We start from the raw sequence: 17,768 nt of genomic DNA, 5'->3' as shown, positions 1-17,768 counted from the left end.
ACATGGCAATCCTGGGAGTAGGTTTCGACCTGGTGACCGTGTCCGACTTCGCCGAGCAGATGGAGAAGGCAGGCACGACGATGATCCGCGACAGCTTCACCGCGGGTGAGCGTCGGCACGCGGCGACGAAGAGTTCCGACCCGGCCCGCCACTACGCAGCACGGTGGGCCGCCAAGGAAGCCGTGCTGAAGGCCTGGGCAACCTCGCGCTTCGCTCGGCCTCCGCAGATCGGAGACAACCCGTACCCCTTGATCGAGGTCGTCAACGACGCCTGGGGTCGACCTTCGATCAAACTGCACGGCATGGCTCTCGAATTCCTGCCGACGGTGAAGATCCACCTCTCCCTGACCCACGACGGCGACATCGCCGCCGCCGTGGCAATTCTGGAGGAATGAGTCAGTAGTTCAGCCCGACGCCGGTCCATCTCCGATGGGCCGGCGTTTCGGCGTCTGGGCCCCCTTCATGGTGACCGAATGAACCGTTCGGTCACTCCAAGTGACCGAACGTCACGTTCGGTCCCGAAAACAGGGGGTCAGTCGACGGCGGCTGCGCCGGAGCGACGGGATTGTTTCTCGGCGACGAGGAGGTAGGCCGTCATGATTTGTTTGAGTTCGGCGACGGCGTCCTCGTGGCTCTGGCCGTCCTGGACGGAGAAGTTGAGCATCGAATAGACGACGTGCACCAGAACCTGGGCCATGAGGTTGCGTTTGGCTCGGGGAGTGCGCGGGGTCAGTGGTCCGAGCATCTTGGCGACCTGGTCGGCGAATTCGCGTTCGTGGATGACGCCGGTGGCGCGGGTCGACGGTGTCGACTGCATGGCCAGCCAGACTTCACGGCGCGACGGGTCCGACATCCACATGCCTGCCATGTGGTCGACGAATTTGTTGAGGAATCGGAGCCAGTCGAGGGAGGGAACTTCGCCGTTGAACTCTGCGAGCTCCTGCTGTACTCCGACGAGGTCCTGCCGGTTCAGCTCGCAGACGATGACGTACTTGTTGGCGAAGAACTGGTAGAGCGTGCCGATGGGCAGTTCGGCCCGGGCCGCTACTTCCTCGCAGGTGAAGGACTCGAATCCGACGTCGCTGAGGAGATCCCTTGATGCGGCCAGCAGGGCGTCGAACTTGCGTTGACTGCGTTCCTGCGTGGGGCGACGACGTGGCATCAGCTCCTGCGTCTGTGCGTTCGATTCGAGCGCAGCGTCGAGACGTCTCGCGGTTTGGGCGCTAGCAGAGGACTCCACCCACCCAGGCTAGCGGCCTGACGTGCCTGAACTCCACAACGCGCGGTAACAGGTATCGAAGGACACCGTTGGACGGCGATCTGGTTGTCAATCGCAACATTCCCCCTTGTAATCGGCTTGTGACAGGTAATAGGTTGTTTTATGGTCAAGAAAACAATCGTTGGGTATGGTTCACACCAGTAGTTACGTTTTCGTGCAGGGTGTGCGTCGCCGATCGCGTATCGGGGCGCTCATGTCGGGAGCCTCACCCAAAGGCACAGGAGAACATACGTGGCGACCATTGGTCTTTCAGTCGAGTCAGGTGCGATGAATGCTGTCCTCTTCGATATCGAAGCGGACGCGGTAGTGGCGAGCCAGGTGACCTCGCTGAAGGGCGGTGCATCGACCTCGCTGCCCACCGCAGTGGAGGCGATGAAGGCTGTCGCCGCACGACGGCAGATCGACGTCGATGCCGTGGGGTTGGTCTACGGATCCGCCGACGAACGTGACGGGTTCCGCCGTGCGATCGATGAGAACGACCTCGACGGAATCCAGCTCGTGTCGGCGTCGACCGCACTTCTCGGCTGGCTTGCACGGTCCTCGGAGTTCGACGCCGCCCAGTGCGTGCTCCTCTACTACCTCGGTGCGAAGGGTGTGTCGATCTCGCTGGCCGATGCCGCCGATGCCAGCCTGTCCACGCCGAAGACTGCAACCCTCGATTCTCTGACGCCCGAGCGCATCGGCAGCACTGTCCCGCTGGCATGGGAGGTGCTCGACGAGGCGGGCCGCAAGCCCGACGCCGTCGCACTGTTCGGTGATCGGTCCGAGAACAAGGATCTCGTCGACATCCTGAGTCTGGGCCTCGGAGTCCCGGTGGTGCACGTCGGCGACTCGGATCAGATCGCCGCGTGTGGCGCGAGCCTCGCTGTCGCGGGGGACGCCGACGAGGTGCTCCCGGTGCTCGTGGAGCCCGAAGCCTCGCTCGCACTCGACTCCGAGGCGTCGGAGACGCCTGAGCACGTCGCTGAGGCACCCGCCGATATCGCCGTTCAGGCCGAGCGCGTCGCCGTTCGATCCACCGTTGCCCCGGCTCCGCTGCTGTCGGCTGTTGCTCCGAACGTCGCGGTGCGGCGGATCGAACCCGCGTCCTCGTCGACGGGGTCCATTCCGCGAAAGAAGTTCGTGCTGACGGCCGCTCTTCTGGCCGGAGTGCTGTCCGGTGGGGTCGCGCTGGCGTCGACGCTGCCCGCGAACGCGCCTGTCGCCAATGAGGCGAGTCCTGCGACGGTTCCCGAGGTCGACGGTCTCGACACCAGCTTGGTCGGCGCAACGCAGTCCGTCGAGGTGACGCCGCCTGCGCCGCCTGCGGTGCCGGCTCCGGCCCCGGTTGTCATCGATCCGGTTACGCAACAACCGATCGTGGTGGATCTGACGACTCAGCAGTGGACGATCGATCCGACGACGGGCGCAGCCGTGCCCGCCGAGGCGCTCACTCCGATTCCCGCAGCGGCGATTCCGCCCGCAGCGGCCGTGGTGCCGAAGACGACGGTCGCGCCGCCGGAGTTCGCTGTTCCGACGATCGTTCCCGAGCCCGGCAAGTCTCAGGAGCAGCTCGAGCAGGAAGCATGGGATCGCCACTGGGCGCACACCGCAGAGTGGCTGCAGCAGGAGATCACCGGCAACTGACGTGTCGGGCCGCGGTGACAGAATGACCGGAGAGAATCGGTCGAGCTGTCAGGAGTCCTGATGTCGGATGTACGAGCACGGATCGCTGCGGACATGCCGCGCGCGTGGCGCGAACTCGCGGAGCTGGTCAAGTTTCGGTCGGTCGCCGACGAGCGCCAGTTTCCTCGCGAAGAATGCGTCGGAGCGGCGGAGTGGGTGCGCGACGCGTTCGTCGACGCCGGGCTCGAGACCGCGGAGCTGATCGAGACCGTCGACGGCTCGCTGGCGGTCGTCGGGCACCGCGCTGCTCCCGAAGGTGCGCCGACCGTTCTGCTGTACTCGCACTACGACGTTCAGCCTCCCGGTGACGACAAGCTCTGGTCCAGTGCGCCTTTCGAGCTGACCGAGCGTGACGGCCGCTGGTACGGCCGCGGTGCGGCGGACTGCAAGGGCAACGTCGTGATGCATCTGCTTGCGCTACGGGCGTTGGGCGACGAACTGGGCGTCGGGATCACCGTCGTCTCCGAGGGTTCCGAGGAGATGGGGACCGGGGGATTGGAGCATCTGGTCCTCGAACGGCCCGAGCTGTTCGCGTCGGACATCATCGTCGTGGCGGACACCGGCAACGCCGCCGTCGGACAACCGACGGTGACGACGACACTCCGCGGGATCGCGAACGTCGTCGTGCGTATCGACACGCTCGAGGGCGAAGTACATTCCGGGATGTACGGGGGACCGGCGCCCGACGCCTTGGCCGCCCTCGTTCAACTGCTGTCCACGTTGCGTGACGCGCACGGCAACACCGTGGTCGACGGGTTGACGACGGACCAGACGTGGGACGGCATCGCCTACGAAGCAGATCGGTTCCGCGCTGACGCCGGGGTGCTCGACGGTGTCGAGCTGGCCGGTTCGTCGTCGGTCGCCGACGCGGTGTGGGCTCGGCCGGCGCTCACGGTGTTGGGAATCGATTGCCCGCCGGTTGTCGGGTCGGCAGCAGCAATTTCGCCGACGGCGTCTGCGCGCCTGAATCTGCGTGTGCCGCCCGGAATCGATGCGCAGCAGGCGCAGGATGCACTGACCGCTCATCTGAAGGCTCACGTGCCCTGGAACGCGCGGATCACCGTCGAACCCGAGGCAGTGGGATCGCCGTTCGAGGCGAGGACCGACGGTCCGGGATATGCAGCGCTGAGCGATGCATTGGCGGAGGCGTTCGGTAAGCCGGTGGCGGCAGCGGGCCAGGGCGGATCCATTCCGCTGTGCAACGTTCTCGCAGAAACGTTCCCGAAGGCCGAGATCATTCTGATGGGAGTGGAGGAGCCGCTGGCGAGAATCCACGCGCCGAACGAAAGCGTCGACCCCCGGGAGATCGAAAATCTCGCGGGGGCCGAGGCTCTGTTCCTGCAGAAGTTGGGTGCGTCAGACCGATAGGTCGCGGCGGAGCTTGGCGACGTGGCCGGTGGCTCGAACGTTGTACTGAGCAACTTCGATCTTGCCGTCCTCGTCGACCAGGAACGTCGAGCGGATGACGCCCTCGTAGACCTTGCCGTAGTTCTTCTTCTCACCGAAGGCGCCCCACGCCTTCAGCGTCGTCTTCTCCTCGTCGGACAGCAGCGGGAAGTTCAGGCCTTCCTTGTCGCGGAACTTGGCGAGCTTCGCGGGCTTGTCCGGGGAGATGCCGATGACTTCGAGGCCTTCGCCGTTGAGTTCGGTGAGGCTGTCACGAAAGTCGCAGGCCTGCTTGGTGCAGCCCGGCGTACTGGCAGCGGGGTAGAAGTAGACGATGACTTTCTTGCCCGCGTAGTCCGCGAGGGAGACGTCGTTACCGTCTGCATCGGGCAGAGTGAACGCGGGCGCCGGGTCGCCGGCCTCGAGCTTCTTGGTGTCGGTCACCAGACGAGACTAACCACCGAGCCGGTCCGAGACACGCAGTGCTTTAGGCTCGACAGTGACAGCCAGGATTTGCAACAAGTTGGAGGACACGTGGCCAGGGACACCGACAGAATCGAGCGCGAGATCGAGGCAGCTCGGAACCAGCTCGCCAGCACCCTGGACGAGCTCAGCGTGCGGGCCAGTCCCAAGCGAATCGCAGAGAACACCAAGCAGAGCATCGTTGCCAAGCTGAACGAGCCGCCGGTGAAGTTCACGCTCATCGGTGTCGGCGCAGTAGTCGCCGTACTCGTCGTGCGCAAGATCTTCAGCTGACACAGGCCCTCTGACCAGGCGATTTCACAACTGGCAGTTTCTCCTGTTAATGTTTCTCCCGCACCGCAGAGAACACGCGGTGCGGATCGGCGCCATTAGCTCAGTTGGTTAGAGCAGCTGACTCTTAATCAGCGGGTCCGGGGTTCGAGTCCCTGATGGCGCACACCAAGTGCCTCTGAACAGCGTTTACGCTGTTCAGAGGCACTTTTTGTTGTCCGAGGTTGCCTCGGTGGCCGCGGATCTTTCGAAATTAGTCAGCGCTCTGACCTGCGGGTCTTCAAGCCGCGTAGGGCGTTTCGGAGACTTGACTCCCAATCGCATTATTCGGGGATTCAAGTTCGAGCAGCCTGCTGCTGACCTGGGTAATCGCGCGATCGAATCCCTGATCGGTCACCCGAAAGACGCCTGTGGACGCTCAACTCATCACTTACTCATCTTTTTGAAAACGCGGCCTCACCTGAACGCTGATGGTTCATCACGGATCTGCCGGACAAGCTGGCCGTCGGTGTTTATCGCTAGACTCTATATTGCGCCATCCGAGCTTCGCAGCATTCGGAAGATCTCGATGCGCCGGCTGCCGTTGTGATCGAGGGACCTGGAATGTTGGCTGGGAGGCGATCGCAAGCCTCCCAGCGGTGCGCGCTGAAGACTTTAAGGCGTCTAGCGAACGCAAACTTTCGGCTGAGGCACGGGCCCGGTGTTGACGGGGGTGAAGCACTTTGTCGGTGGTCAAGCGCTGTGAAGTGCTGTCCGAGGGTTCGCACGCCCGAAACTTTGGGGCGACAGGCGCTTCGATGGAACGGCGGATGTGAAGGTGGCGAGTGCCGTTGGTACGAACAGCAGCATCTGAGCGGGCGCGAGCTGTTGATGCTGCTCGCACCAGTAGTGCCCTTGAGGGTGGGCGCAATACCGACGCGACCCGTGCGGACCAGGACGCGTATGTCCACGGCGACATAGGATATCGCTGAGTTTGGGCATCGCGTGCGCAGCCGATACAACCACGCCTGACCCGATGCACGCTCGGTGGACGATGCAGTCCCGAGGGATTCCGGCGATTACGAATTGACTGGACCAGGAGTCTCATTCTGAAACTTCGGCAATGCGTTTGAAGATTCGGCTGCTGAGACTGTGGCGCCCGCAGTTCTCGGTGTTTGATCGAGCCGGATCAAACCTTTGATGGTGCTGAACGTGCCTCGACGCCATGTCGTCGGGTGCCCGTCCACTGGAGGTGCGCAAAAATGGTCCATGGCCCGTCTTTGCAGTAGCGAATTCTCAGGCGACCCGGCGGATCTCGTCGACGAGTTGTCCGTAGGAGCGGACGCGGCCCTGCGACACCATCCGTTCCAGCATCAGGCGGGGAGGCCATCCGTCCACACCTTCCCGCTTCGTAGCTGCGATCTCGGCTGCTGCGACGCGGAGCTCAGGTAGCGCTACGTGGTAGACGCAGTCCACCGAACCGGATCCGTAAGCAATCAGTTTCAGCATCGAGGGCCTCGGCTCCATCGTCAACACCGCGTAATGGGGCATATGTCCACGTCGGAGACTGACGAGCTTCGCGCCTTGCGACACGCAATCCTGAGCGCGGTCAGTACGGAGTGACCACTTCGAGGACAAGCCGACCAGGAGGCGGGCCGTATCTGTTGGTGCCGAGGCGGTGATGTCCAGTTTCAACATCGACTCCTCCGGCATGGTGTCACTGAGCTGCATCACGAGCTCGTGGTCGGCTGCGGCTTCCGCGGCTGCAGCGCGAATACGAGACCGAACGCCAGTTGTGTCGGCCTGTAAGGCCTTCTCTAGCTCTAGCTCGACGGCTGAAAGCAGTGCTGACGGCCCCTTGTAGTTCCTTGTGAAAGTTCTGAACACGCTCAGATGCTTATACTGCTCGAATTCCGACGCCGGCCTGGAGTTCGCGATACGGAGATCGGGTCGCAATGACTGAAGATGCTCCGCGGCGCGGGTCTCCATCACGCTGCCTACTCTCGGAATCTCCGGCTGTTCAGGTGCGACCCCCAGAGCGCGAAACAGGGCATGCCCCCACTCGACGGATCCCGAGTCGTTGTTGTCCGATGTGGACGGGTTTCCATTCGGTCGGTAGCCGCACAGCTCAGCAGCGAAGGGGGCAGTCACAGAACAGACCATGCCGGCATGAACTCGAAGACTTTGCACCGACACGCTTATCTGTCGGACCTTCCGGCAATGATGGCCGAGTAGGATCGAACGGATCTTCGGAGGGTGGCAATGGCTGATATTCGTACACTTGACCTGTTCGCGGGTGCTGGCGGTCTGTCTCTGGGCTTCGAGCTCGCGGACCTCGGTTACAGGCCAGTTCATGCCGTCGAGATCGAGTCTGCTGCGGCGCGTACGTTCAAACGTCACTTCGGCTGCCCCGTCTACGACGGACCGATTGAAGACCTCGAACACTTCGAGAAGGCCGATGTCATCCTCGGCGGCCCGCCCTGCCAGGGATTCTCACCGCTCGGCCGGAACCGTGACGATGTATCTAGGGCGCAGCTCAACGAGCTCTGGCAGCACTTCCTTCGTGCTGTGAAGCAAGTCAAGCCCAAGGCATTCGTGATCGAAAACGTACCTGAGTTCCAGAAGAGCGCGCAGTTCGCGAAGCTCCTTGAGCTACTGGACACCGATCCAGAGTTGAAGAAGTACGGATTCTCTTACGGTGTGCTCAACGCGGCGGACTACGGCGTCCCGCAACGTCGACGGCGCGGCATCCTCCTCGCTGTCCGAAACCTGAAGACCGTGCCCTGGCCTCCTCCTCCGACCCACGGGCCGGAATCGCCTGGAGCGGTCCCGTACAACACCGTTAGAGACGCGATTGGTGACCTGCCCGCGATTCCGGCGTCAACCGAGATTGGGACTTCGGGCTCGCACCTCGACCTGCACCTCGGTCGGAACGCGCGGCCCATGAGCTTGGATCGGTACCGAGCGATCCCAGAGGGTGGCAACCGGTTCGATCTCGCGGCGAACAGACCGGACCTGCTTCCGGCGTGCTGGGCAAACAAGCCCACCGGAACGACCGATGTGATGGGCAGGCTGTGGTGGGACCGGCCGTCCGTAACGGTGCGGACGGAGTTCTACAAGCCAGAGAAGGGACGGTACCTCCACCCGGTCGCCGACCGGCCGATCACGCACCGCGAAGCGGCCAGGCTGCAGTCCTTCCCGGACTCCTTCGAATTCGAAGGCACCAAGATCCAGGTCGCTCGCCAGATCGGGAACGCTGTTCCGCCGGAGCTTGCTACGGCAATCGCTCGGCACCTCGCGCGCCTGTTGAATAAGCGTGCTCCAGCTTCGCGGCGGAAGGCGACGTAGTTCCATCGAGTCGCTGTCTGGGCGGCGTCAAGTGGGGAGATCGCGGATCCGAGCGAGGGCGTGCGTCGCCGGTCGGTTTCAGGCGCATCGCGAAATCCAGTAGGTGCCGTTCGCACGGTCATAAGGCAGCTGAGGCTGCGATCACAGTCCGGTCCAGCGACAAACTCGTCCATTCGCCGTCGCGGGTGATCTGCACATTCCCGATTGGCTCTGTTCGCCCACATGCCGCGCGCGCTGCCCACCTGGCGGTCATGTCATCGAATGCAACTGACCGTACATCGGTCGCCTCGCGTGCGAGGCCGCGGAGTCTGCCAGCCAACACAGCGGCGGTAACTCTTGTTAGGTCGTCCGCTCCCGTCTCTGTCGCAGGCCACTCGAGAAGCTGCTTCAAATCGGGTCGCAGGAGGACCAGCAGCAGAGCTTTGATGCTGACCAGGGCCTGGCCGGTGGGTCGGAATGGTTCGAAGTCAGTTTCGACGTTGACGATAGCTCGGACCCGCTGGAGGTTCCGAGCAATTGTGTGCGAAGCATTCCTGGGCAGATCGAACGTTCCTACGCTGGCCGTCACTGCGTCCAGTATTCCGTTCGGGCTCCACGCTTTAGTCGCATCCTCGTCGCCCAAGACGCTGTACGCGGCGCGGAACCCTACTTGGTCGGAGACCTCGATGTCCGAGTCTCCAGATTGCGGGGCTGGAGGACGGTTCGTACCGGGGAGGTCGTCGATCTCACGCGGGTTCATCCACTGTGGCAGCGTTACCCCAGCTGGCATATCCGCCAGGCCCAAGAAACGCCCCGCGATCTCCAGTTGCTTGCCGTTCTCGACCGACGCCACGGCTGCGCTCATGGCCCCTCGAATACGGTCTATATGACCCCAGTCAATCGCGTGGGCTTGAGGCGGCGGCGTGAACGGAGCCTCTTGCGATGATTCGCCAGTAAATAGAGCGGGGGAGACTCGCAGGAGCGCATCGTGCAGATGCACGTTCGCGTATGTCCGTGCTCGATGCTCGCGCAGGTCGCGCTCATCGCGGAAGTGGATCGCGACTGCCCATGAAAGCGGGAGGGCGGGGACGTAAACCACCGGGGCGTCGCCGTTCGCATGGTCGATAGCGCCGGGAGCAAATTCGACCAGTACGGCCCCTCCAGCGCCCCTCTCGGCTGTGACTGCTTCGATGAGCGCAGCCGATGGTGGACGTGTCAGTAGGGGAACCCAGCTTGGGGTTCGTTCGAGGAGATCAGAGTAGTACTTCGCGTGCGACTCCCGTGGTGCGACGATACGAGAACTGAGCGCCCCGTTCAGGTTCATACGGTTAGTTAGAAAATAGACCGCCGAACCGGTTGTAGGCGTAACCGATTCGAGCACATGTTCATCCGACTCGATATTGCTGCGCGTGGCAACAGTCTCTTCGGGGCCCCCAAAGGGGTTCCTCGGTAGGGGGGACTCGGAGGGCGAACTGTCTTCCTGTTTCACAGCTCCCGAACCAATCCTTTGACGCAATCGAGGATCGCGGGGATCTCGCCACCCCCGCTGTAGGACAAGTGAAGTTCGTCTCGAGCGCGCGACATCACCACGTAAAATAGCATTCTTGTAGCAGCGGACGACGGATCACGAGTGACTTGCTGCAGCTCCGGAACGAACAGCGTGTCGAACTCGAGCCCCTTCAAGGACTGCATGTTCAAGAGCGTAATTCCGGGGGTGTCGAACCCAACGCTATTGTATCGATTGTCACCGGCAATGTACGTCTGCACCTGGACAGGTAGCTTCCTCGTTTCTAGTATTCGAAGAAGAAAAAGTTGGAATCGCCTTGTAAAGCAAGCAATTCCAATTGTGAGGTTGCTGCGGGCTTTGGCGTATCGAGTGATGAAGTCCGCGAGAGCCTCATGGTTCTCATGCTGCCTCAAGGTCGGCCGTTCGCCATGCCGGGTCGGCAAGTCTGGGATGCCGGTCGGCGAACCAGCGTAGTAAGCCGCAGCGACTTTTGCGATCTCGACAGTGTTCCGATAGTTCCGCCTCAACTCCAGCCGCTCTTTCGGCTTGATCGCCCTCGCGATCTCGTCGATGGTCGTGTTCTGATCTGATAGTTGTTGGTTCTCGTCGGCGAATACGGTGACGTTCTTCGCAAGGAAATGTGACAGTCGAAAGAAGTCGAGGGATAGATCTTGTCCTTCATCCACCAGGACGTCCTGCAGAACCGTCTCATCGACCGGTTCCGCCGCGAATCGTTGCCAGATGGCCGGCCAGTCTGGGACGTACGGTTGCAGACTGGGCACTGTCTCTTTGTACGTAGACCACCAGAATTTTCCAAGCCAGGCGTGAAACGTCGTTACGTAGCTGGCGATGCCCATCTCAGTAGCAGCCTGCTCGGTGTACTGCTGCAGCATGTTGTTGTACATCAATACCGAAGGTCCACGTTCGTCGAACGATAGGATCTGCGCGCGGTAAAGCGCCATTACCGACTTGCCGGTTCCAGGAGGCCCAGTCACAAGAAAATTGCCGTCGAAGTCGAGATTATACACGAGATCCTGTTCCTTCGACAGGTCTTCGAACGAAGGGAGTCTCACTGTAGGCCCCTCGCTCCCTCACCTGCGGACAGCACAGCGGCATCCAGTACGTCCTGGAAGTAGCCACGGACTTCGCCGTTGCCGACGACGAGCACCCGGTCGAGCAGATAGTTGCCGCTTTCACAGCTCGTTTCTGCGAGCAGCGTGCAGGCATGGCAGGCGGCAAGATTCAGACTGTTGAAAGTAGAAGCCAGGTTCTCGCTGCAGAGTGGGTCCGACGAGCACCACATTGCGTCCTGCAACGCCTCGATGATGCTGCCTTGGAGCTGAGGCGACTCTCCCTGACGAACTAGTCCGCCCAATGTTCCCTCCGAGTCCCCAGCTGCCGTGTAAATCAATACTCCAGCCTGCTTGGATGCCCCTGGCGCGCCGGGTGCGCTGCGTGCATAGATGCGTTCGCGCAAACTAGTTGCAGCGTAACCGGATTCGAATGCTAAGCGCCTTACGAGGAGGTGCGCGAAGGTGTGTAGGAGGACATATCGGGGGGACAACAACGGACCAGTACGCTCTCTCAGTCGAGGTGCCATGAATGAGCGATCGAGTCGGCCCTCCAGTGCAGCTACCCTGTTGCGAACTGAGTCTTCTTCCTCCCACACTGAGAGACGGCCTTCGTCGAGTGATAGGAAGATCCCCTCACCACGAACGTCAATTGCTGGCAGCCAATTAACGCTGGATTTGTGATTGAGTGCGACCGGGACGAGCTTGTCCCTTCCGCCCGGCGTGACGCGGTGGAAGCCCTCGAGCGCCCGCACCTCGCGAAGGCGGTCAGCGACAACCACTTTGTGGAATTTGTCGGCTAGGGTCGATGTCACCTCAGTGGGAGTTCCGACGACCAGTTCCAAATGCCGGGTTTGAAAGTCGGGGTCCTCGTTGTTGTCCATCTCGGTAAGGAAGGCCGCCCACTCTTCTCCCAGTAGATCCCCGGGCGTCGCTTCGACAGCGGTCCCTCTACCCGCCTCCCGCTTCTTCTCGTCTCGGACCAGGGCGGCTACGTAATCTGAGCTGGCGTTGTGCTGTTCGGCAAGCATTTGAACCATTTGGTCGTAGATCGGGGCGTCCTCGTTCATGCCCATGAGGGCGAGGAACAGATTGTCCGCCTTGATCGCAAGCGCCATCTCGCTTTGACTGTCCGCTCGAGAAGGATTCGGAATTTCGATCGAAGAACTAACAGAGGGAAAGTAGACGTTGCTCGCGCCTCGCTGGACCGCGAGCGGTATTTCGTCGCAGTCAACTCGTTCATCCCGGCGCTGCCAGGGTTGACGCCCCGTGCATTTGATCCCAATCGATTTTAAGGATCCTTGGGACGTGACTCCCATGAGGTTCCGCCGGCTGTGGCAGCTATGGCAATGCACTTGTAGGGTGTCGAGACCGCCTGCGCCTTTGGCCGGAACTGTCTCGAAAAAAAGATTCTCCTTCTGACACTGGCGAGCTTCGGGGTTGTTATTCCGCGAATGCGCCCAACGCTTCCAGTCGATGTCGTCCATGTGGCCGGAAGGACAGATCTGCACCCAGCGCATTGGGACGAGTTGCTTTCGTCCCGGACAAGACCCGCAGGTGGGTGCTTTGTCAGCCTGCTCCAGGGCACGGGTCCACCGCGTCATGCGTCGGCAATGCTGACAGAACAACCAGCTAGGGAAGCGGGAGTACGGGATGCCCGCCGATGATGCCGCCCAGGCGTTACTCGCCACCGCCGGAGCGGCACGAAACTCCGCGACGCCAAGTACAGCGGCAAGCCGTTCGCTTTGAATCCGCTCGCCGCGGGGTCCCCAACGGAACGTGTCACAGGCGACCAACGACTCGCCTTGTATGTCGAATATGGCACCGACCCCGAACGGGACGATCGTCTGTGACTGCCTGATTTTTCTTTGCACTAGATACCACTCCCCGTGGTTCCGCTGCTCTTTGCAACCTCGACTAGCGACTCGACATCGACGTTGCGCATGGAGCCGAGGGTCTGCCAGCCCTGAGACTTGGTATGGAATTGTCTGATGAGATTTAGTTGACCCTTCCCATTGGGGCGGTAGTACAGGAGCTTGTTTTGCTCGTCTGCCCGCTGGGCTCTCTCGACCCAATCTTCGACGAACCTGTCGAGGTACGTGCGTGCGCCGGTCTTCTCGCGCGGCTCCACCCGACCCACGACTTCGACGAGCCGGTCAGCCATTGCCTCGACGTCGGCTCGTCGCTGAAGGATCTGCCCTGCGCTGCCGTCGCTCCGCATGCCGACCCGGTGTCGAGCTAGGATCACCAGGGCGGCATGCAGTGCGCGGTCACGGGACGGAGGCGAGAACGGTGTCACGCTCGTCGGTTCGACGTGACGGTAAAGCGACGAGTGGTAGGCCCGAAAGTTCTCGTAGTGTGACCGGTCACGAGGCTTTGTGGATCGAAACAGTCCAAAAATCAACCCCGGGGCTGCTTTTCGACCTACGCGGCTCGTGGCCTGAATGTATTCCGCAGTCGACTTCGGTTGGCCATTGACCAGCATCAAGCCCAGACGGGGCACGTCAACTCCCACGGACAACATGTTCGTTGTCGCGATGAAGTCGATGACCGAGCCGCTTGACACGGGTAGATTAAGCCGCTCGAGTAGCCGAGGCTGCAGGGCGCGCGGGACGTGGGCGGATAGTTCCTCGACCTCGTACTCTCGGCGGGGCCTGTCGACAATGAGGCTGCCGAGGCGAGAGTTGATATCGTCGCGTGCGATCGTAACCGTACGACCAAGCTCCCTCAGTGAACTGTGATAGGCGACCACCGTCCAATATGCATCCTGCGCTTCACCCTTGAGAATCAGATCCACCGGCGCCTGCAAGAGCGCCGCGCCTGTATGCACGACCGCGGTGTCGGAGGTGTGGCCCTGCGCCATCAAGCCTACGTACAGACGCCCCGGCGATGTTCTGTCTACCCGAGCGAAGTAAGAGTCATCAGCGTCGATCCCAGTCGGGGGGAACAAGTCGACATCTCGGCCGAACAGGCCCTTGATCTGCGCAGAGGCCCGGCGGATAGTCGCGGTGCTCGAAACCACTTTCGGCGGTCGGCCATTGAACTCGCATAGCAAATTGATCGCGGACTCGTACAACCCGACGGTGGTTCCGAGTGGGCCAGTGAGGAGATGTAACTCGTCTTGGATGATCAAGGAAGGGGGCCTGCGGTCGATCGCATGCCCGAACAAGGCTCCTGAGTCTGGGTGCCATGCGAGCTGGGCGAACTTGTCAACGGTACCCAACAAAAATGTCGGAGGTTTCTGATACAGAGCCTGATCGATTACGTGTACAGGAATGCTGTCGTGAAACTCGCATTTTGTCGAAGGGCAGTTGAACTGAAACGAGTGGTCAGTCGCGGCTATGCCGTACTTTTCATCGTCTTCGTGGTGTTTTCTGGGCACAATTTCAGTTCCGCACCACGGGCACCGATCCAAGAGGAAGCGTTCGTCGGTCTCGCCCGCATCGCGCAGCTCGTCGTAGCGTTCTTTTGCTTTGCCAAAGTCGTTCGGCGATGTTGACTCACCTACCCACAGCCCGACCGAAATGGGTTCGTCTCCGAGCTTGCCGGCGTTCCGGCGACGCAACTTTTCGCAGGCCGCCGTAGTGGATGCGGTCCGCTTGAATTGGTCGGCCGTCAGGAGTGAGAGGGTGTACCGGCTGACCACGGCAGTGCCGAGCCCTGTCGCACCGAGGACAAGACGTCGGCGGAAGATTTCGAAGGCGGCGACCAGAAGATAAGCCTCGGTTTTTCCTCCGCCCGTGGGAAACCAAATAAGGTCCACGACATCGCGATCCTCGTGCTGTTCCTCGACGAGGCCGCGTAGTGTGGTGAGGAAGAATCCGAGCTGAAACGGGCGCCATTTCGCACCGGGTTCGTACTCTCCAGGCATCTCCGGTGCCTCCTCGCGGGCGTGTCGGTTACCTGCCAGGTCCCTGCTACTGTGGCGCATCTGCATCAGCATCGCCTCGTTAGCGAGACGGAAAGCCTGGACGATTTTCTCCCGGTCGCTGTGGTCGGCGAACACCATTGCTCCGGAACGCATTCGACTCTTGGCGCGCTTAAGGCGATCGATCACCGATCTCGACGCTTTCTTATGACGTTCAGGTAACCCGACGGACTTCTCCTCAACGCCGTCGATCCATTCTTCATACTGATCGATGAAAACGTTCAACTCATTCACGAGTGTTTCGACGGGTACTGTCGGGTCCGCTAACCACGCGACGTCGAGAGCCGGGGAAGGGTTACCTTCCGCGCTTACCCGGGGAACGATGTGCGCGGGCATCACTTCCGTCTTCAATTTTGTCACGAGCCCGTCCTCCTCCGTCCACTGGGGCGAGCAACCGTGGCCGATCGCGAAGACTCGAGACTCACGATGGATAAGACGGAGCTCTTCCTCTTCGGGGTCGTGTGAGGTCAAGGCGACATTCGGATATTCCATGACCCGCGTCCCTGCAGGAACTTCTACGTCGAACTCTGTCTGGAGCAGCATGTCGTCCCAGTCACGTTCAGGGTGGTCGCTGCTTGCCTCCCTGGCGTTGACGAGCGTCACGGTGACCAACGACCCATGAGGGAAAGTACGCCAACGGACGTGCAACTCCGCACGATCTTGCAAGACGAGTTTGCTTCCGGTGCCCGCGGTGATAGTGGCGTCAGCCTCGTCGAGTTGATGTCGCCGCCAAACTTTGGCAGTGCTCTTCGAATGGCTCTTCGGTTGGCTCACTTCCGGTGTGCCCGTTGGACCAGCCTTGCCTTCATTCTCTGCAATAGCTGCTTCCGCAAGAGAACCACTAAGTGTCTCGTAGTATGCGGCGCGGGTGTGAACGGTCACCTGGGAGGCGGTCGTGAAGAACGACATACCCTGGGAGGCAGGGAGGAAGTCGTTCGCCGCGGACACAGGGTCGTCGCTGTACCGGTTCTCTTCGCCGGCGTCTGTTCCCGCGTCGTCGGTCTCCTCGCCCTCGTGCTCGGCATAGTCAGCAAACGATCCTTGCCGGGGGAAGAGGATGCCCATGAGATAGCGGCGATTCGGCGGATCGAAAATGACCTCATCGGGACCGTCGAAGGGACCAACCAGTTGTCGCCTGACGTAGGCAACGACGTCGTCTCGTGTGTCTGCCAGTGATGTCATACTTTCGCCTTCTTGTACGCCTCCAGCGCGCTTGCGCTGTGTAGTTTGAAGAGTCCTTTGAGCTGGTCGCCTACCTCCGAAGTTACGGCTACCCAAAGACCGGCCCGCGGCCTACTCAGCGCGACGTACAGCAAATTTGCCTCCTTCTCGGACGTCACCGAATCGATGTCGATTACACAGACAAATCGATTTTCCATGCCTTTGACATCTATCGCTGATGCCCAGGACATGCTTGTCCCGGGCCAGTTAGCGGCGCGCTCAGGCGTCACTCGTTCTAGTCGCCCTTTGCGAAAGTCTCGGAGGCCTTTCGCGGCGGATGATTCCCAGTCGCCCCGTACGGAGACGATCGTGATGTTCCCAGGGCGTACTTCGTTCTCTCGGAGGGTGCGCAAATGTGCTTCCAGGGCGGCTGTCTCGGATTGTCGATTCGAGATGTTCGCGTAGATTACTTCGGGACCGGCACCTGCAGTAGCTACGCCGGTGTCGGCTCCGGTGTAGGCGCGGGTCTGAAATGCAATCTCACGGGTGTTGCGACAATTGAATTTCAACGTGGGCCGGACGGGGTGGAAGGACTCGACATACTGCAGGGCGTCGGTATCGAAGTCGCCGTAGAAGTGTGCCTGCGCGTTTTGGTCGAGAAACATCACCCAGCGGCCGTCTGCCCACCCGCCCGCGATGACACTTTCGAGATCGTTGAGGATGTCGAACGTCATGAGGTCTTGAGCCTCGTCGACCACCAGCACGTCGTAGGAGCCGGATACCGGTATTTCATCAATTGCCATCACATCGACGCTGGTCCCTGCCAGTAGTTCCTTTACAAAGGCCGCCAAAACTGTGCTTCGACAGGTAAAGAGTACGCGGCGGCCGACGAGAGACTGGCGCCGTGCGACCTCGGTTGCGAGGAAGGTCTTTCCCGTGCCCGCTCCGCCGCTGCAGATCACACGGGGTTCCTCGCTGATGAGATCGAGTCTCGAGTATTGCTCATCGGTGAGACGAACCATCGACGCCTCGAGTGCGCTTGCGCGCGCGTCGAGTAGCGGCGACTGATCAAAGGATGGGCGTAGGTCGTGCATCAGACGGGAATGGAGGTTGGAGTCGATGACGAATCGGCGCGGTTCTTTGGCAAGCCAGTATGCTTGTGCGCGTTCGATCGCCCTGTCAAGCCCACGGTTGTAAGGGCCTCTTCCGCAGTAGGTCTCGTCAGCCCACTCGAAGCCACTGGGTATGTCGACGTCAGGAGTCACAACGAGGTAGCCGAATGCAATGTCATCGACTGCGTGCCCGACTCGCGTGCGCAGGCGATCTCGCAGTGCGTACATCCCGCTTTGTGCTTGATTGAACGGACCTTCGCGTGACGTTCGGTGGTGACCCGCCCTGTCTCGGTAGGTCCACACGCGGTCGTGGCACGAGACCTGGCCGCCCTTGACTTCGATGACGAGTATTAGATCTTCGAGAACCAGCACGAAGTCGAGCTCACCTGTTCGCTTGTAGGCATGCTCAGGAAGGTTGAGTGAGTGGAGCGCCGTGCCGCGAAGCCCGCCTGACGCCAGGGAATCGAAGACACGCCGCTCGGAGGAGGTGACCTCGTCGTTTCCGAGTTCTGTCGGCACCATCCGCAATTATCTACTCCGTATTCTCGTTGTCAACGCAATCCTGCCGGATGCGCTGGCATGCCGCTCGTATTGGAAAGGA

At 61.2% G+C, this 17,768-nt stretch carries 14 protein-coding genes and 1 tRNA gene; 7 read left to right on the top strand and 8 right to left on the bottom strand.

The annotated features are described in order from the left end of the window. The first annotated feature begins 2 nt into the window (after positions 1-2). Positions 3-395, top strand: coding sequence for a holo-ACP synthase AcpS (gene acpS / locus H292_RS0125780; RefSeq protein ID WP_019664957.1), 393 nt, complete (start codon positions 3-5; stop codon positions 393-395). A 137-nt stretch (positions 396-532) separates the two neighbouring features. On the opposite strand, the gene H292_RS0125775 is transcribed toward acpS, so the two are convergent. Further along, positions 533-1,162, bottom strand: coding sequence for a TetR/AcrR family transcriptional regulator (locus tag H292_RS0125775; RefSeq protein ID WP_019664956.1), 630 nt, complete (start codon positions 1,160-1,162; stop codon positions 533-535). Between the two features lie 384 nt (positions 1,163-1,546). Here H292_RS0125775 and H292_RS0125770 point away from each other — a divergent pair, with 384 nt between their 5' ends. Beyond that, positions 1,547-2,905 (top strand): hypothetical protein, encoded by a 1,359-nt coding sequence (locus H292_RS0125770; RefSeq protein WP_020113322.1) that lies wholly within the window; start codon positions 1,547-1,549, stop codon positions 2,903-2,905. Between the two features lie 60 nt (positions 2,906-2,965). After that, complete coding sequence (locus H292_RS0125765; RefSeq protein ID WP_020113321.1) at positions 2,966-4,312, top strand: dipeptidase; 1,347 nt, start codon at positions 2,966-2,968, stop codon at positions 4,310-4,312. Here the strand turns inward: H292_RS0125765 and bcp are convergent. Next, on the bottom strand, positions 4,301-4,774 hold the full coding sequence (bcp, locus tag H292_RS0125760) for a thioredoxin-dependent thiol peroxidase (protein ID WP_020113320.1): 474 nt from the start codon (positions 4,772-4,774) through the stop codon (positions 4,301-4,303). The genes H292_RS0125765 and bcp overlap by 12 nt on opposite strands. Before the next feature lie 90 nt (positions 4,775-4,864). Here bcp and H292_RS0125755 point away from each other — a divergent pair, with 90 nt between their 5' ends. The 3 genes from H292_RS0125755 to H292_RS28915 all read left to right on the top strand — a co-directional run bounded on the left by H292_RS0125755 (position 4,865) and on the right by H292_RS28915 (position 6,054). Further along, positions 4,865-5,086: a DUF3618 domain-containing protein gene (locus tag H292_RS0125755; RefSeq protein WP_020113319.1), complete on the top strand. Its 222-nt coding sequence runs from the start codon at positions 4,865-4,867 to the stop codon at positions 5,084-5,086. A gap of 89 nt (positions 5,087-5,175) precedes the next feature. Next, a tRNA-Lys gene (locus tag H292_RS0125745) sits at positions 5,176-5,249 on the top strand. Positions 5,250-5,907: 658 nt separating this feature from the next. Then, positions 5,908-6,054 (top strand): antitoxin VbhA family protein, encoded by a 147-nt coding sequence (locus H292_RS28915; RefSeq protein ID WP_256977352.1) that lies wholly within the window; start codon positions 5,908-5,910, stop codon positions 6,052-6,054. Positions 6,055-6,358: 304 nt separating this feature from the next. Here the strand turns inward: H292_RS28915 and H292_RS27560 are convergent, their stop codons facing one another. Further along, positions 6,359-7,051, bottom strand: coding sequence for an NgoMIV family type II restriction endonuclease (locus tag H292_RS27560; protein WP_020113318.1), 693 nt, complete (start codon positions 7,049-7,051; stop codon positions 6,359-6,361). Between the two features lie 273 nt (positions 7,052-7,324). On the opposite strand from H292_RS27560, the gene H292_RS0125735 reads away from it, so the two are divergent. Next, a complete protein-coding gene (locus H292_RS0125735; protein WP_020113317.1) occupies positions 7,325-8,410 on the top strand; it encodes a DNA cytosine methyltransferase in 1,086 nt (361 codons plus the stop codon). 118 nt (positions 8,411-8,528) lie between these two features. Here H292_RS0125735 and H292_RS0125730 read toward each other — a convergent pair whose 3' ends face one another. The 5 genes from H292_RS0125730 to H292_RS27550 are packed head-to-tail and all read right to left on the bottom strand — an operon-like array spanning position 8,529 to position 17,686. Continuing rightward, positions 8,529-9,878: a hypothetical protein gene (locus tag H292_RS0125730; RefSeq protein WP_143545116.1), complete on the bottom strand. Its 1,350-nt coding sequence runs from the start codon at positions 9,876-9,878 to the stop codon at positions 8,529-8,531. After that, entirely contained in the window at positions 9,875-10,969 is a 1,095-nt protein-coding gene (locus H292_RS0125725; RefSeq protein WP_155949838.1) for an AAA family ATPase, read from the bottom strand. Before H292_RS0125725 ends, H292_RS0125730 begins: the two co-directional genes overlap by 4 nt. Beyond that, positions 10,966-12,840: a DUF1998 domain-containing protein gene (drmB, locus tag H292_RS28680; protein WP_027499094.1), complete on the bottom strand. Its 1,875-nt coding sequence runs from the start codon at positions 12,838-12,840 to the stop codon at positions 10,966-10,968. The genes H292_RS0125725 and drmB overlap by 4 nt, the downstream gene beginning before the upstream one ends. After that, the gene (locus H292_RS27555; RefSeq protein ID WP_037189085.1) at positions 12,840-16,076 is read right to left on the bottom strand and encodes a helicase-related protein; all 3,237 of its coding nucleotides are present in this window, start codon (positions 16,074-16,076) and stop codon (positions 12,840-12,842) included. Before H292_RS27555 ends, drmB begins: the two co-directional genes overlap by 1 nt. Continuing rightward, positions 16,073-17,686, bottom strand: a complete 1,614-nt coding sequence (locus tag H292_RS27550) for a nuclease-related domain-containing DEAD/DEAH box helicase (RefSeq protein ID WP_196806201.1) — start codon at positions 17,684-17,686, stop codon at positions 16,073-16,075. Before H292_RS27550 ends, H292_RS27555 begins: the two co-directional genes overlap by 4 nt. Between the last annotated feature and the right edge of the window lie 82 nt (positions 17,687-17,768).

The organism is Rhodococcus sp. 114MFTsu3.1, from assembly GCF_000383555.1.
Classification (GTDB): domain Bacteria; phylum Actinomycetota; class Actinomycetes; order Mycobacteriales; family Mycobacteriaceae; genus Rhodococcoides; species Rhodococcoides fascians_E.
The sequence above is the reverse complement of the archived record's forward strand: the minus strand, read 5'-3'. Positions and strand labels throughout refer to the sequence as shown.

Bases quoted from the DNA above. Each gene is read 5' to 3' on its own strand.
- H292_RS27560 (WP_020113318.1), bottom strand. From the start codon at position 7,051: ATGGAGACCCGCGCCGCGGAGCATCTTCAGTCATTGCGACCCGATCTC.
- H292_RS27555 (WP_037189085.1), bottom strand. From the start codon at position 16,076: ATGACATCACTGGCAGACACACGAGACGACGTCGTTGCCTACGTCAGG.
- acpS (WP_019664957.1), top strand. From the start codon at position 3: ATGGCAATCCTGGGAGTAGGTTTCGACCTGGTGACCGTGTCCGACTTC.
- H292_RS0125735 (WP_020113317.1), top strand. From the start codon at position 7,325: ATGGCTGATATTCGTACACTTGACCTGTTCGCGGGTGCTGGCGGTCTG.
- H292_RS0125765 (WP_020113321.1), top strand. From the start codon at position 2,966: ATGTCGGATGTACGAGCACGGATCGCTGCGGACATGCCGCGCGCGTGG.
- H292_RS0125775 (WP_019664956.1), bottom strand. From the start codon at position 1,162: ATGCCACGTCGTCGCCCCACGCAGGAACGCAGTCAACGCAAGTTCGAC.
- H292_RS0125770 (WP_020113322.1), top strand. From the start codon at position 1,547: ATGAATGCTGTCCTCTTCGATATCGAAGCGGACGCGGTAGTGGCGAGC.